Raw genomic sequence first — 15,776 nt, forward strand, 5'->3', positions numbered from 1 at the left:
ATATTACGATTAATTTTTCTAAAATCCCAAATTGGAAACATAAAAATTATGTTACGATGATATTAATCGTAGTACTGCGCTCAAATCGAACTCGAAATGGCCTAATATTAAATTTGGGGCAAAGGGTTTATATTGGTATAAAAAAAAAGAGACAACCGATATTCGGCGTCTCTTTTTGTACCTAGGGCGGGAATCGAACCCGCACTCCCTTAACGGGAACAGGATTTTAAGTCCTGCGTGTCTACCAGTTCCACCACCTAGGCAGGTGAGCGAAAAACGAGATTCGAACTCGCGACCCCAACCTTGGCAAGGTTGTGCTCTACCAGCTGAGCTATTTTCGCATTGGAATTATTATTCTTTCAATCTATCAGAACCTTGCGTTCTTCCTTTTTGGTGGTGCCAGCTGGATTCGAACCAGCGACACAAGGATTTTCAGTCCTTTGCTCTACCAACTGAGCTATGGCACCTTTTCAATTTAGCTGTCTGCCTTATTGATGATGCAAATATAGACGGATTATTTGAATTACGAAAGCTAAAAGCGCTTTTTTTTGCGTTTAAACGCCAACCTGCTGATTTTTAAGGAAAAAAATAAGGGGCTATTCGTGTAGAATAGCCCCTTTATAGGATTACTGGTCGAGTTGATTAAGACAATTTACCAACTTCTAATACCAAGTCAACGATTTTGTTTGAATATCCCCATTCGTTGTCATACCAAGATACAACTTTAACGAAGTTATCATTCAATGAAATTCCTGCTTTTGCATCGAAGATTGATGTACGTGCATCACCTAAGAAATCTGAAGAAACAACTTCGTCTTCAGTATAACCTAAGATACCTTTCAATTCGCCTTCAGAAGCTTCTTTCATCGCAGTTTTGATTTCTTCGTATGAAGCACCTTTGTTCAAACGTACTGTTAAGTCAACAACTGAAACGTCTGCTGTAGGAACGCGCAAAGACATACCTGTCAATTTACCTTTCAATTCTGGAAGAACCAAACCTACTGCTTTAGCAGCACCTGTAGATGAAGGGATGATGTTTTGGTATGCACCACGACCACCTCTCCAGTCTTTTACTGAAGGACCGTCTACAGTTTTTTGTGTTGCTGTAACCGCGTGTACTGTTGTCATCAAACCTTCAACGATACCAAATTTATCGTTTAATACTTTAGCGATAGGCGCTAAACAGTTTGTTGTACATGAAGCGTTTGAAACGATGTGTTGATCAGCTTTCAATTCTTTGTGGTTTACACCCATTACGAAAGTAGGGGTGTCGTCTTTCGCTGGAGCAGACATCACTACTTTTTTAGCACCTGCATCGATGTGTTTTTGAGCCAACTCTTGAGTCAAGAAGAAACCTGTAGATTCGATGATTACTTCAGCACCTACTTCATTCCATTTCAAGTTTGCAGGATCTTTCTCAGCTGTAACACGGATAGTTTTTCCGTTAACAACCAAATTACCGTCTTTTACTTCTACAGAACCGTCAAATTTGCCATGTGTTGAATCATATTTCAACATATAAGCCATATAATCTGGTTCAACTAAGTCATTGATACCAACAATTTCAATTTCTGGACGATTGATAGCCGCTCTAAATGCTAAACGACCAATACGGCCAAATCCGTTAATTCCAATTTTCATATTCTTAATTTTTATTGATATAATATTTAATTAAATTATGTATCGGCTCTTTTACAACAGTACCAATACTGATATTAAATTCGTCTGTGGCAACTTCCCGAAGCAAGTGCTCATAATTAAACGCTACTGAACCCGTAAAGTTTACATCACTGTCCGGATATTCTTTCATCAATGGCTTGATGTAGGTTTTTATAAACGTACGAAGCCCATTTTTAACCAATTGACTCATGAATAGATGATCCTTATTTTCGAGGACAAAGTCGGTAAATGAATTCAGAAAATTTGTCGGTTGTGGGGAAATATACACCCTTTCCAAAATGGTTTTCTTATCGATGTTAAATTCTCTTTCCAGTTTGTCCCGCAGATCAACAGGTAAGGTATCTGTCATATAATGTTTGAGCAACTGCTGGCTGTTCCAGTTTGTCGCCCCTTCATCGGCCAGAATATAACCTAGACCATAGTTATTGTCAATGATTTTTTTCCCTGTATAAAAAGCTGCATTTGATCCACTGCCAATGATGCCAATAATTCCTCTTTCGTCGCCGAAAGTCGAAATTGCCGAAGCAATGACATCATGATCAACCCGTACGCGCGCATTGACGAAAAAACGTTCGAGGACGTTTTTTATTTTATCCTTACGTTCCTTCGACGAAGATCCCGCACCAAAAAAATAGATCCGTCTGATTTTTTCGGCGTTGTTGATCAGGTTGGTGTTTTTATGCAAATGCTGTAGTATGGAGCGCTCATCTTGAAGATAAGGATTGATCCCGTTCATGCGGAACCCCGTGGTGATCCGCCCCTTGTCAGCCAATCTCCAGTCGGAAAATCGAGACCCACTATATACTACTGCTATCATGTCTGTTCAAATTATGATTATAAAATCTCAGCCATCTCCAATAAATCAGGGCTAAGTTTAATTTCCTTATTGCTGATTGCTTCTTCAATTGGAGTTGTCTTGATTTCATTACCACGAAGCCCAACAGTAACTCGTGTGTTTCCGGCCAATAATTCATTGACAGCAGCAAAGCCCAATCTACTCGCAAGCACGCGGTCGAAACTCGTTGGAGAACCACCGCGTTGCAAATGCCCTAATATACTAACTTTCGTGTCGTAATGATCAAACTTTTCTTTTACTTTTTTTGCGACATAATAAGCACCGCCGTTTTGGTCGCCCTCTGCGACAATAACAATAGACGACGATTTCTTCTTAATGGCACCGTCTTCTAAATGACGGATTAAATCGTCAATGGCGGTTTCTTTCTCTGGAAGTAAGATTGCTTCGGCTCCGCCAGCAATGCCTGCATTCAAAGCAATACAACCTGAATCCCGGCCCATTACTTCAACAAAGAAAAGACGTTCATGTGACGCCGCAGTATCTCTGATTTTATCAATAGCTTCAATTACAGTATTGTTGGCCGTATCGTAACCAATGGTATAATCAGAACCATAAAGATCGTTATCTATCGTGCCGGGTATACCTATAATAGGTATCTCAAATTCTTTGGAGAAAAAATTAGCCCCTGTAAAGGTACCGTCACCACCAATGACCACCAATGCATCCACACCGGCAGCGATCAGATTGTCATATCCTTTTCGACGGCCTTCCGGCGTCTTAAACTCCATGCAACGCGCTGTTTTTAATATTGTACCACCACGTTGTATAATATTGCTGACCGAACGCGTATCCATTTCTATGAAATTTGCGTCGATCAGACCTTGGTATCCTTGATAAATACCCGTTACTTGCAATCCCTTATGTAATGCTGTTCGAACAACAGCACGAATACAGGCATTCATCCCAGGAGCATCACCTCCCGACGTCAATACACCTATTTTTTTAATTTCTTTTATCACACGCTATATTTTAGGTTTTACGAATATAAGATTTTTATAGTGTATATTCTACACTTTGAATAAATTTTTCAATATTTTTTTGCGCATCACGTTTAGGAAGCGTATAATTGTTACAGATAACCCGATGATTAGTAACCGCTAAATTTAGCTCAGTATATTGCACATAAATAAATTTAGAAGTTTTGTATAGTAATTTTACCGTTGACTGTGTCATATTAGGCTTTCACGAAGGAGAATTAAAAGTTCTTTTGGCCGAAAGAAATGAATATCCTTTTAAGGATTGGTGGGCATTGCCAGGTTTTTTCGTGGATAATGACGAAGAGATGGAAGATGCCGTAAAACGAATTTTGTATGAGAATACAGGTTTGAAAGATGTATTTATGGATCAACTGCATTCCTTTGCCGGATTAAAACGGCATCCAAAGGGGCGGATTCTGACGGTGGCCTATTACGCCCTCGTGCAGCTGGATAATACCAAATTGAAAACCAAACCTGTTACAAATTATATGAAACAGGCGAAGTGGTTTCCCGTTCGGAATGTACCTGAACTGGCATTTGACCATAAGCAGATTTTGGACCTCTGTCTGGAGCGATTGCAGCGGCGCCTTGCTTATAAGCCGATTGCTTTTGAGCTGCTGCCCGAAAAATTTACCCTCACCCAGTTACAGCTGGTGTATGAGGGAATCTTGAATAAACCACTCGATAAACGCAATTTTAGAAAGAAAATGCAAAATTATGGCTTTCTAAAAGAACTCGACGAAGTGCAGACTGGAGTTGCCTATCGTGCAGCACGGCTCTATAAACTGGATAAACGAAAATTTTTAAAACATTTTCAGAACACGGTCGCATTCTAACAGATCTGTTCGTATAATAAAAGGCAAACTCGAGAGTTTGCCTTTTTTGTTGTCAGGTTAATATCAAAATTATTACAATTTCAAAATTTATTTTGCCCAACATGTTACTTTTTATATTTTTGAACAATTTCTGATAAAAGTCAGAAAGTAGAAAGGAGTTTTTTGAAGAATGGAAGATAGAAAAGATCAAATCATTCATGCGGCGATAAGACGTTTTATGCATTACGGTTTTAGTAAGACTACGATGAATGAAATTGCGGAGGATATAAAAATTACCAAAGCGAATTTGTACTACTATTATTCGGAAAAGAATGCACTTATACGGGATGTGATTGTGCGTTTGACGGATGAATATAGGGAAGAGGAGGAGAAGATGGTGGCTGTGCATGTGGGCACTACCTACGAGCTGATCATGAAAATACTGGAACTGCGCGATGCATTTGTCCGGAAATACTATATGCTGCACATGAACGAAAATCTGGAATGGATCAAGGGACTTTCCATGCAGGATTTTTTTCAGTGTCTCCACAATCGTGATGTACAGGCGCTGTATGAAATTCTTCAAGTGGGCGCTCAAAAAGGAGAACTGAATGAAGAGCATCTTTATGAAACGGCCGAAATCTATGTGGAATTGATGAAGAGCTTATCCTTGATGTGCAATATCTCGGATATCATTTCGGGGATTCCAAATCAGGATCGTTTTGATGAAGTGTTGGAGAAACAAAAGCTGGCTACCAAGCTGTTCTTTAATGGTATAAATAAAAAGTAGATATAAAATTAGGACAAATAAATTAGGAATGAAAACAATCAGAATACTAGCCAGCCTTTTATTAGGTACGATGGTTTTCCAGAGTCATGCACAGCAACAATTGAGCTTAAGTGATGCCATTAAATTTGCTTTGCAGAACAAAGCTGATGCGAAAAAGGCAGGGCTCGATGTCATAAATGCCGAACATAAAATCGCGGAAGTTAAATCAGGCGCATTGCCACAAGTGAATTTTAATGGTGGAATTACCTACAATCCAATGATCCAAAAAGTTGCTTTACCAGGAGAGCTTGTTGGTCAGCCAGGGACAACCGTTATGGCAGCTTTTGGACAAAAATGGCAATCCACAAATTCAATAAGTTTAAACCAACAGCTGTTTAATCAAACGGTATTTACTGGATTGAAGGCTGCTAAAACTACACGTGAATTTTATGTAGTCAACAAGACTTTAACAGATGAGCAGCTTATTGAGAAAGTGGCAAATAGTTATTATGATGTTTATCAGTCCAAATTGCAATTGAAAACTGTAGATAACAACTTGGAGAGCACAACAAAAACAAGGGATGTTATCGAGGGGTTGTTTAAAAATGGGTTAGCGAAGAAGATTGATTTGGACCGTACAAACGTTGCCGTGACGAATTTAAAAGCCTCTAGACAACAGCTGATAAATGCCGTTGAGCTAAAGGAAAATGCGTTGAAATTTGTGATTGGCATGTCCATGTCGGAGCAGATTTCCATGCCGAGCTCCACCTTTGAGACCGTTGCCTTAGATGCTGTATATAATCCGCTAGACGTTTCTGACAGGACGGAGATTCAGGTGTTGGCAAAACAAAATGAATTGCTTGAATTAAATAAAAAAGCAGAGATCTCCAAATATTATCCGACGCTGTCGTTGACTGCCAACTATGGAAGACAGGGTTTGGGACCTGTTTTCCCAATATTTTCTAAAGCTGAAGGTGTAAATTGGTCCGGCTTTTCGGGTATCGGACTTAATCTGACCGTTCCTATTTTCAACGGATTCCTGACACGATCGAAAGTTCGTCAGGCGCAAATTGATATTGATAAGTTACAGGTGGATATTGCTGATACGAAACTGGCCTTAAGTATGGCAGCAGAGAATTCAAAGGTTCAGATCAAAAACTCCTTGTTGACGATCGAGTCGAATCGCAAAAATGTGGATTTGGCGAAATCGGTATTGGAAGATACAAACAACAACTATAAAAATGGTCTAGCGACATTGACTGATCTTTTGGATGCAGAAAACGCTTATGCAGATGCACAAAATAATTTAAACACTTCCTTGCTGGATTATAAAATTGCTGAAGTTCAGCTGATCAAAGCAAATGGAAAACTTAAATCACTCATTAACGAATAATTGACTAATACAATATGAAACGCGGAATTATTACCCTACTTATTATTGCTGCTGGTCTAGCAGGAATATTTTTTGTGTTAAATAAGAATAAAAAGAAAAACGAAGCCGAAACAGCAGAAGTAGCCAAGAAAAATGTGGCTATTGCTGTGCGTATCGATACAGCAAAAGTATCTTCCATGGATTTACGCTATACTGCTAACGGAACATTTTCTCCGAAACAGGAAGTAACTGTTTCGGCTGAAACTGCCGGCCGGGTAGTGAAAGTATTGGTTGATGAAGGTTCTCATGTGAGTGCGGGACAGACTTTGGCGATCATCGAGGGTGATAAACTGAATGTGAACGTGGCGAATGCGCAAGCCGCATATACCAACGCGCAGGCTGATCTGAATCGCTTTGAAAGTGCTTTTTCTACGGGAGGTGTAACCAAACAACAGTTAGACCAGGTGAAATTGCAATTTGAGAATGCGAAAAATAACTTAAGAGCTTCTAAATTGAATGCTGGCGATGTAACCATCAAAACGTCGGTATCAGGTATCGTCAATTCACGTAAAATCGAACCGGGAACTTACCTGAGTGTCGGTGCTGCGGCCTTCGATATTGTGAATGTTGCTACCTTGAAATTGCGTGTCAATGTAGACGAAAAGAATGTGGCGACCTTAAAGATCGGTCAATCTGTTGATGTGACAGCGAGTGTGTATGCAGACCAACGCTTTACTGGTAAAGTAACTTTTATTGCACCTAAATCGGATGGTAGCTTAAATTTCCCAGTAGAAATCGAAGTAAATAATGCATCGAACCAATTGCGTGCCGGTATGTATGGTACGGCCATCTTCGGCGAAGGCGTTGCCAGCAATACATTGATCGTACCACGAAATGCTTTTGTGGGTAGTGTGAGTGACAACAAGATCTTTGTGCTGAAAAACGGTAAAGCAATCGAAACAAATGTCAAATCGGGTAGAAACTTTGGTGATTACATCGAGATCTTAGGTGGTTTGCAAAATGGCGATCAGGTGATTGTTTCGGGTCAGATCAATCTATTTGACCAAAGCCCTGTAGAGATAATTAAATAGAGCATACTGTAATCAGTAGCAGATGGAACCCCGGTTGCATGGCTATTAAAAATAAATTATTCGAATGAAAATTACCGAAATATCGATAAAACGCCCCAGTATAATTATCGTATTATTTATAATACTGACATTAGGCGGGTTGTTTTCTTATACGCGATTGGGCTATGAATTGGTCCCTAAATTTGAAATTAACGTCATTACGGTACAGACGGTCTATCCGGGAGCTTCACCTGCAGAGGTTGAGAGCTCGGTGACCAAAAAAATAGAGGATGCCATTTCATCCCTGGAAAGTATCAAAAAGGTGGAGTCGACTTCGTTGGAAGGGGTATCGATTGTCATGATTACCCTCAACAACGGCGCGGATGTCAACTTCCTACTTACCGATGCTCAACGGAAAATCAATGCCGTAATCAACGATTTGCCGGATGATGTAAAGACACCTTCACTCTCCAAATTTTCCCTGGATGATGTGGCCATCATGAGTTTGGCCGTCACTTCCAACTTATCGGAGAAAGAACTCTATGATCTTTTGGATAATAAAATCCAGCCGGTCTTTGCGCGGATCAATGGTGTTGCAAAAGTAGACCTGATCGGTGGCGAGGAGCGTGAAATCCAGATCTCTGTAGATCCGAAGAAAATTGAAGGTTATGGACTGACAATTTCTCAGGTACAGCAAATAGTAGCTGCATCCAATCTCGATTTCCCGACAGGTAACGTAAGTACCCGCGATAACCGGACAACCATCCGTCTTTCGGGTAAAGTAACTTCGATCGAGGAGCTGCGTAACCTCCCGATCACAACGCCGGCAGGGGTGCAGATCTATCTGCGCGATATCGCCGATGTACGGGATGGTATCAAAGAGATTGAAAAAGTGGCCCGCCTGGACCGTCAGAATACGATCTTATTGCAGGTCTTTAAACAGTCTGATGCAAATGCGGTAGCGGTGTCCGAAGCGGTTAAGAAAACGATTGCTGTACACGATAAAAGTGGAAAAGTAATTAGTGGTGTAGAGAAGGATTATGCGGCACAGAATATTAAAATTCTGGTGGCCAATGACTCTTCAGAATTTACATTGAATGCGGCCGATAACGTGATCCACGACTTAATGATTGCCATTGCATTGGTGGGCTTTATCATGTTGTTCTTCTTGCAGAGTTTACGTAATGCGGCGATCACCATGGTGGCGATTCCTTTATCTTTGATTGCTACCTTTATTGGCTTGCTTTTGATGGGCTATACCCTGAATTTGATGTCTTTACTAGGTTTATCCCTGGTGGTAGGTATCCTCGTGGATGATGCGATCGTTGTTATCGAGAATATTCACCGCCACATGGAGATGGGTAAAAACAAGGTTCGTGCGGCATTTGATGGTGCTTCGGAAATTGGATTTACGGTAACGGCGATCACCTTAGTTATTGTGGTGGTGTTCCTACCGATTGCGATGTCTACGGGCTTGGTGGCCAATATCCTGGCACAATTCTGTGTGACTGTAATCATCTCGACTTTATTATCCTTATTGGTGTCATTTACGGTAGTGCCTTGGTTATACTCGCGTTTCGGTAAATTGGAGCACTTGAGCAAAACTTCTTTCTTTGGCCGTATTATTCATGGTTTTGAAAGCGGTTTGAACAGCTTTACACATTGGGTTGCAGGATTGTTAGTTTGGGCCCTAAGAACCTGGAAAACCAAGGTGGCAACTTTATTTTTAGCAATCGGTTTACTTTTTGCATCATTTATCCTGATCGCTAAAGGTTATATCGGTTCGGATTTCTTCCCGAGTATCGACCGTAAGGAGTTTTTCATCCAGTTGGAACTCGATAAAGATGCTTCCCTGGAGAAGACCAACTTATTGACGCAGAAAGCGGAGGCTTATATTAAATCGAAACCCGATGTCAAAGAAATTATTACGACAGTGGGGCAGTCTTCGGATGGTATGGCTTCGACAACGGGTTCGCGTTACAAATCGGAGATCCACGTGATCCTCGATAAAGAAAATTTTGAGGGCAACTCACAGGTGTATTCAGCGACCTTAAAGCGTGAACTGGAAAATAAACTGATCGGTGCAAAAATTAAAACCGTCAATGTGGGTATCATGGGAGCGGAGCAGGCGCCATTAAAGCTGACCATTATTGGTGCTTCTGTCGAAGATGCACAGGAATTTGCGGAGAAGGCGGCAGATCAATTACGCAAGATCCCTGGAGCAGCGGGTGTCAAATTGACCTCTGAAGCGGGTAACCCCGAGATCAATGTGAAGATCGACCGTGATAAAATGACCTCTTTGGGGCTAAATGTCTCTACTGTGGGTACGACGATGCAAACGGCATTTTCAGGAAATACGGATAACAAATACAGAGCCGGCGATAATGAGTACGATATCAATATCCGCTATGCGGAAAATGGTCGTGCCAATATCGACAATGTACGTGATCTGAAGTTTATCAATGATAAAGGTGCGTCTATTTCATTAGAGCAGTTTGCCAATGTAACTTATGGTTCGGGACCTACTTTGTTGGAACGTCGCGACAAGTCGCCGGCAGTATCCATTCAGGGACAGGCGATCGGTAGACCAATGGGTACCGTAGCGCAAGAGTGGCAGGCACAGTTTGAAAAATTGCCGCGTAAACCGGGAATCGTCTTTATCTGGGGTGGTAATATGGAAAACCAAACCGAAGGTTTTGGTACTTTGGGAATTGCCTTATTGGCATCTATTATCCTAGTATATTTGGTAATGGTTGCTTTATACGATAGTTTTATCACACCATTTGTGGTCTTGTTCTCGATTCCATTGTCGTTTATCGGAGCCCTGTTATTCTTGGCTTTGGGAAATCAGACCTTGAATATCTTTACGATTTTGGGTATCATCATGTTGATTGGTCTAGTGGCCAAGAATGCGATCATGCTGGTTGATTTTGCCAACCATCGTAAGGAAGCTGGCGATAACACGCACGATGCATTGGTGGCAGCCAATCATGCACGTCTTCGTCCGATTTTGATGACGACAATTGCCATGGTATTTGGTATGATTCCTATTGCAATCGCTACTGGAGACGGTGCCGATATGAATAGAGGTCTTGCGATTGTTATCATCGGAGGTTTGTTATCTTCTTTATTTTTAACCCTGGTTGTTGTACCAGTGGTGTACTCCATTTTTGATAGTCTTCAACGCCGTTTTGGCAAGAAGGAAAAAACAAATTATGAAGCCTTGATGAAGGAAGATTATGACCATGTAGATGTGGCAGAACACTAAAAAATAATACATTTTACAATAGAAAAAGGCGGCTAATGTTTCATTAGCCGCCTTTTTTGTGTTAATTTTAGGTTAATCAATCGATTGCGTAGATATTTTTTATTACATTGCGGCGCATTAACAAAATATACACTTAAAATTGAGAGATACATGTGTGGAATTGTAGGATACACAGGTTATCGTCAGGCGTATGGTATCGTCATTGACGGATTACAAAAGTTAGAATACCGTGGTTATGACAGTGCTGGAGTGGCATTGCATAAAGGTGATCAGATCGATGTTTACAAAAAAACAGGTAAAGTCGCAAACTTGGAGGAGTTTGTGTATGACAAAGATCTACAGTCGACCACAGGGATAGGCCACACCCGTTGGGCTACCCATGGCGAACCTTCTGATCGGAATGCACATCCGCATTATTCCAATAGCGGACGTATTGCGATGATTCATAATGGCATCATTGAAAACTATGCTTCCTTAAAATCAGAATTAATCAATAAAGGTTATACATTTAAAAGTGATACCGATACAGAGGTTCTGGTCAACTTTATCGAAGAGATCCAATTGCAGAATGAATGTTCTTTAGAAGAAGCGATTCGTATTGCTTTGAAACGGGTCGTAGGGGCCTATGTGATCCTTGTATTGGAGGCCGGTCATCCGGATCGTATTATTGCAGCGCGTAAAGGAAGTCCTTTGGTGATTGGTATCGGTAAAAATGAGCATTTTTTGGGTTCAGATGCTTCCCCGATGTTAGCATACACCAAAGAAGTCGTTTATATCAATGACTACGAACTGGCCATTATCACTCCGGAGGAGTTGATCCTTAAAAATCTGGGTAATGAGCGCATCACGCCTTATGTCCAAAAATTGGATCTGGAGTTGTCGGCTATTGAAAAAGGTGGCTTTGATCACTTTATGTTGAAAGAGATCTTCGAGCAACCGCAAACGATCTTTGACTCCATGCGTGGACGTCTGGATCTGCAATCCCATCAGATTACATTGAGTGGCATTGAAAAATTTGCGAATGAGATCAGCAATACCAATCGCATTGTGATTGTTGCCTGTGGTACGAGCTGGCATGCCGGACTTATTGCAGAATATGTTATTGAGGAATTATGCCGTATTAATGTAGAAGTTGAATATGCGTCGGAATTCCGCTACCGTAATCCGGTTATTCATCCGGGGGATGTTATCTTGGCGATTTCCCAAAGTGGTGAAACGGCTGATACATTGGTTGCATTGGAAAATGCGAAAAAACAAGGCGCTATCATATTGGGTGTTGTCAATGTTGTTGGATCTTCTATCGCACGACTTTCTGATGCAGGTGCCTATACACATGCTGGACCTGAAATCGGCGTAGCGAGTACAAAGGCATTTACGGCACAGTTGACTGTATTGAACCTGATTGCCTTAAAGATTGCTTCTTTGAGAGGCTCGATCAGCGAAGAACGTTATCAAAAACTTGCGCAGGAATTAAATGAAGTGCCTGAAAAGGTGGAGTGGATTTTGGATACGCAGGTCGATAAAATCAAGGCCATTGCCAAAAAGTACAAAGATGCCCGAGACTTCCTTTTCTTGGGTAGGGGGTATAATTTCCCGGTTGCCCTGGAAGGCGCGCTTAAACTCAAGGAAATTTCTTATATCCATGCCGAAGGTTATCCTGCAGCAGAAATGAAACATGGACCTATCGCATTGGTTGATGAGAACTTGCCGGTTGTTTTTATCGCTACAAAAGATACTTATCACGAGAAGATTGTTTCAAATATTCAGGAGATCAAAGCGCGTAAGGGAAAGATTATATCGGTGGTTACCAAAGGCGATACCGTTTCTGAAAATCTATCGGATGATTTTATGGAAATTCCGGAGGCAGATGAGATCATTGCTCCATTGATTTCGGTTGTACCATTGCAATTACTATCGTATTATATTGGTGTAGAGCTAGGCTTGGATGTGGACAAACCACGTAACCTGGCGAAGTCGGTAACTGTAGAGTAAGGAGGCCGATGAGTGTATTGAAGAAGAAACCTTTGGAACAGCTGGGTTATGGATTTATCCCAGATGAGTTTATTCCAGCAGGACAGGACGAATATACCCTGCGCTTTCAGCAAAACCCGCGTAATGACTACCGTGACCTGACGGAAACGGAGGTTCAACAGTTGATTAACAATGGAAACTGGTCCAGCGACTGGTCCAAAGTCAAAGTATCGGCAATCTTTGATCCGAATCAGGTTCAGCACTGTAAATTCTATGGTTTGGTCCGTATCGGCAATTTGAGTCCGAGTTACCTGGATTACCGCAATTTGCAGCTGCCCATTGGCCTGTATCATTCGACGATCATCAGTTCAGACTTTGGCGACGATGTTGCTGTCCACTATGTCGGCTACTTGTCCTACTTTATTGTTGGTAATGAGGTGCTGTTGAGTCAGATCAAGGAAATGGAGACTGGTAGTACAGCCAAATTCGGGAATGGTATTCTCCGTGATGGTGAAGAGTCAGATAAACGGATCGAGCTGGAGCTCTGCAACGAAAATGGTGCCCGTTCGGTTTACCCTTTTGATGGTATGCAGGCTGCAGATGTATACCTTTGGACCCGCAATCGACATGATCATGCTTTGCAGCAACGATTTGGAGAACTGACTGATCAGAAATTTGGAAGTCAACGGGGCTATTACAGCCAGATTGGCGACCGTTGCGTCATCAAAAATACGTTAACGATCAAGAATGTCAAGATCGGGACAGATGTCTATATCAAAGGGGTCAGCAAGCTGAAAAATGTAACCGTCAATTCCTCACAGGAATCGTATACGCAGATCGGTGAAGGCTGTGAGCTTGTTAATGGAATTATTGGCTATGGCTGTCGTATATTTTACGGCGTTAAAGCTGTACGTTTTATCCTGGCGTCCTATTCACAATTGAAATATGGCGCGCGTTTGATCAACTCTTATTTGGGTGACAACTCGACAATTTCCTGTTGTGAAGTGTTAAATTCCTTGATTTTTCCAGCGCATGAACAGCACCATAACAACTCGTTTTTATGTGCGGCATTGGTGATGGGCCAAAGTAATATGGCTGCCGGAGCAACCGTAGGATCCAATCACAACTCCAGAGCTGCGGATGGTGAAATTATTGCGGGACGTGGTTTTTGGCCTGGGCTCTGCGTCAGCCTAAAACACAACTCCAGATTTGCATCGTATTGCCTTATTGTGAAAGGGGATTTTCTGCATGAACTGGATATCAAGTTGCCTTTTACCTTAGTGAGCAATGACGTACAACATGATCAACTGGTCTTGATTCCGGGGTATTGGTTTATGTACAATATGTATGCTTTGGTACGGAATGCCAATAAGTATGCGGCGCGGGACAATCGACATTTCAAAAATCAATATTTTGAATACGATATGTTGGCACCGGATACGGTGAACGAGATGTTTGAAGGGATGGATATGTTGGCCTTGGCCGTGGCAGATAGTCTCCACACCGCCGTGGGGAAGGATAAGCACGAACGTATTGTTGCCGGTCGGGCACTGCTTGCCAACAACATGGACCTAAAAGATCAGACAATTGTGCTGCAAGGAGCCGAAAATTCACGCAGACCGACTGTTATTCAGAAGGTTGGTGAAGCTTATCATTTATATCGCTCGTTTATTAAATACTATGGTGTACTGCACTTGATGGATGCCCTTGAGGAGGGGCTGTCACTGCAGGATATTATTATCGGGTCCTTATCGGGTAGATCGCGTACAAGCTGGGAAAATATAGGTGGACAGCTGATCGAAAGCAATGCCCTGCAAACTTTCCTGGATGATGTCAAATCAAAAAAAATAGATTCATGGGATGATATTCATGAATTCTATCATGATAAAAGTAAAGCATACCCCTTAGATAAACGTGTACATGCACTCTTGTCTTTAATAGAAGTCTTAAATTTGGAAGGTATGGTTTTATCAACAGATAAAATTGTATCTTTGTTGGATCAGGCGCTTGGACACCGGATCTGGATTGGTGAACAGATTTATAAATCCCGGGCCAAAGACTACAAAAATCAGTTCAAAAACATGGTTTATGCCAATGATGAAGAACGCGATATTGTGGTAGGAAAACTGGAGGAAAATTCTTTTATCAATCAACAACAAAAAGAATTAGAGATATTTAAGATAAGGGTTGCTAATTTGAAAGGGCAATTTTAAAAGAAAGGCTTCCGCTCGGAAGCCTTTTCTTTTTTTTGTGAATCACGTATTAGCGGTCTTGACAGTTGGTAATGTCCCAAAAGTGGCGTTGTAAATTCTTTTTCTGCGATAGGCAGAAGCGGTCAAACTTTGATTTCTTCCTGCGCTGTGAAGCGCATCGCAGGTCCTTAGTCGTTGATCTTATCAAGTGGTTTGCGTTTATTGTCTTTGATTTGCTTAAAGTGGCTTGGCGTCAATCCGGTTACTTTTTTGAATTGATTGCTTAAATAAGCAACACTGGAGTAATTGAGTTTATAGGCAATTTCACTCAGGGTAAGTTCGTCGTAAACCAATAATTCTTTGACATATTCAATTTTCTGGCCGATGAAGTATTTTTCGATGGTTATGCCTTCAACATCCGAAAAAAGATTGGAGATGTAGTTGTAATCATGGTGCACTTTCGTGCTGATGATTTCGGAAAGATTAAGGGTGGTATCGTTATGTTGATTACGGATAAGATCCAATACGACATGTTTTACCTGTTCGATGATGACGGTTCTTTTATCGTCAATCAGTTCAAAACCAAGTGCCGAAAAATTGGAAGCAAGTTGCTTGCTCTCCGCTTTGGTCAGCTCTTCTTCAATCTCAACCTGGCCCAAAGAAATATGCTTAACATGGAGATTGAGCTTAGCCAATTCATTTTCAACAACCATAATGCATCTATTGCATACCATATTCTTTATTGCAAGTTTCATATATAAATTATTACTGATTTGTGTCTGCATCCTATGGTTTCATGAATGCTT

General features: G+C 41.3%; 11 protein-coding genes and 3 tRNA genes. 7 read left to right on the plus strand and 7 right to left on the minus strand.

Annotated elements, in window-relative coordinates; translation table 11 throughout:
- Positions 1–178 precede the first annotated feature (178 nt).
- From GVK91_RS00475 to pfkA, 6 genes are all read right to left on the minus strand, one after another.
- A tRNA-Leu gene (locus GVK91_RS00475) sits at positions 179–263 on the minus strand.
- 5 nt (positions 264–268) lie between these two features.
- Positions 269–341 (minus strand) — tRNA-Gly (locus tag GVK91_RS00480).
- A 50-nt stretch (positions 342–391) separates the two neighbouring features.
- A tRNA-Phe gene (locus GVK91_RS00485) sits at positions 392–467 on the minus strand.
- 175 nt (positions 468–642) lie between these two features.
- On the minus strand, positions 643–1,641 hold the full coding sequence (gap, locus tag GVK91_RS00490; RefSeq protein ID WP_070561154.1) for a type I glyceraldehyde-3-phosphate dehydrogenase: 999 nt from the start codon (positions 1,639–1,641) through the stop codon (positions 643–645).
- A gap of 4 nt (positions 1,642–1,645) precedes the next feature.
- On the minus strand, positions 1,646–2,497 hold the full coding sequence (locus GVK91_RS00495; RefSeq protein WP_153844740.1) for a hypothetical protein: 852 nt from the start codon (positions 2,495–2,497) through the stop codon (positions 1,646–1,648).
- Between the two features lie 17 nt (positions 2,498–2,514).
- Complete coding sequence (pfkA, locus tag GVK91_RS00500; RefSeq protein ID WP_088161781.1) at positions 2,515–3,495, minus strand: 6-phosphofructokinase; 981 nt, start codon at positions 3,493–3,495, stop codon at positions 2,515–2,517.
- Positions 3,496–3,677: 182 nt separating this feature from the next.
- Here pfkA and GVK91_RS00505 point away from each other — a divergent pair, with 182 nt between their 5' ends.
- The 7 genes from GVK91_RS00505 to GVK91_RS00535 all read left to right on the plus strand — a co-directional run bounded on the left by GVK91_RS00505 (position 3,678) and on the right by GVK91_RS00535 (position 14,991).
- A complete protein-coding gene (locus tag GVK91_RS00505; RefSeq protein WP_075992906.1) occupies positions 3,678–4,349 on the plus strand; it encodes an NUDIX domain-containing protein in 672 nt (223 codons plus the stop codon).
- Positions 4,350–4,518: 169 nt separating this feature from the next.
- A complete protein-coding gene (locus GVK91_RS00510) occupies positions 4,519–5,118 on the plus strand; it encodes a TetR/AcrR family transcriptional regulator (RefSeq protein ID WP_159726383.1) in 600 nt (199 codons plus the stop codon).
- Between the two features lie 28 nt (positions 5,119–5,146).
- Complete coding sequence (locus tag GVK91_RS00515) at positions 5,147–6,490, plus strand: TolC family protein (protein WP_075992904.1); 1,344 nt, start codon at positions 5,147–5,149, stop codon at positions 6,488–6,490.
- Between the two features lie 14 nt (positions 6,491–6,504).
- A complete protein-coding gene (locus GVK91_RS00520; RefSeq protein WP_153844736.1) occupies positions 6,505–7,560 on the plus strand; it encodes an efflux RND transporter periplasmic adaptor subunit in 1,056 nt (351 codons plus the stop codon).
- 64 nt (positions 7,561–7,624) lie between these two features.
- Positions 7,625–10,807, plus strand: coding sequence for an efflux RND transporter permease subunit (locus GVK91_RS00525; RefSeq protein ID WP_159726385.1), 3,183 nt, complete (start codon positions 7,625–7,627; stop codon positions 10,805–10,807).
- 150 nt (positions 10,808–10,957) lie between these two features.
- Entirely contained in the window at positions 10,958–12,799 is a 1,842-nt protein-coding gene (gene glmS / locus GVK91_RS00530) for a glutamine--fructose-6-phosphate transaminase (isomerizing) (RefSeq protein WP_159726387.1), read from the plus strand.
- An 8-nt stretch (positions 12,800–12,807) separates the two neighbouring features.
- A complete protein-coding gene (locus tag GVK91_RS00535; RefSeq protein ID WP_159726389.1) occupies positions 12,808–14,991 on the plus strand; it encodes a DUF4954 family protein in 2,184 nt (727 codons plus the stop codon).
- 167 nt (positions 14,992–15,158) lie between these two features.
- Here the strand turns inward: GVK91_RS00535 and GVK91_RS00540 are convergent, their stop codons facing one another.
- A complete protein-coding gene (locus GVK91_RS00540; RefSeq protein WP_120334066.1) occupies positions 15,159–15,725 on the minus strand; it encodes an AraC family transcriptional regulator in 567 nt (188 codons plus the stop codon).
- Positions 15,726–15,776: the final 51 nt, after the last annotated feature.

Origin of the sequence: Sphingobacterium sp. 18053, from assembly GCF_902706145.1 — a bacterium.
In the GTDB taxonomy this organism is placed as follows: Bacteria; Bacteroidota; Bacteroidia; order Sphingobacteriales; family Sphingobacteriaceae; genus Sphingobacterium; species Sphingobacterium paramultivorum.

What these genes read in the sequence shown, in the direction of transcription:
- gap (WP_070561154.1), bottom strand. Translation starts at nt 1,641, where the DNA reads ATGAAAATTGGAATTAACGGATTTGGCCGTATTGGTCGTTTAGCATTT.
- GVK91_RS00495 (WP_153844740.1), bottom strand. Translation starts at nt 2,497, where the DNA reads ATGATAGCAGTAGTATATAGTGGGTCTCGATTTTCCGACTGGAGATTG.
- GVK91_RS00510 (WP_159726383.1), top strand. Translation starts at nt 4,519, where the DNA reads ATGGAAGATAGAAAAGATCAAATCATTCATGCGGCGATAAGACGTTTT.
- GVK91_RS00515 (WP_075992904.1), top strand. Translation starts at nt 5,147, where the DNA reads ATGAAAACAATCAGAATACTAGCCAGCCTTTTATTAGGTACGATGGTT.
- GVK91_RS00520 (WP_153844736.1), top strand. Translation starts at nt 6,505, where the DNA reads ATGAAACGCGGAATTATTACCCTACTTATTATTGCTGCTGGTCTAGCA.
- GVK91_RS00525 (WP_159726385.1), top strand. Translation starts at nt 7,625, where the DNA reads ATGAAAATTACCGAAATATCGATAAAACGCCCCAGTATAATTATCGTA.
- glmS (WP_159726387.1), top strand. Translation starts at nt 10,958, where the DNA reads ATGTGTGGAATTGTAGGATACACAGGTTATCGTCAGGCGTATGGTATC.
- GVK91_RS00535 (WP_159726389.1), top strand. Translation starts at nt 12,808, where the DNA reads ATGAGTGTATTGAAGAAGAAACCTTTGGAACAGCTGGGTTATGGATTT.
- GVK91_RS00540 (WP_120334066.1), bottom strand. Translation starts at nt 15,725, where the DNA reads ATGAAACTTGCAATAAAGAATATGGTATGCAATAGATGCATTATGGTT.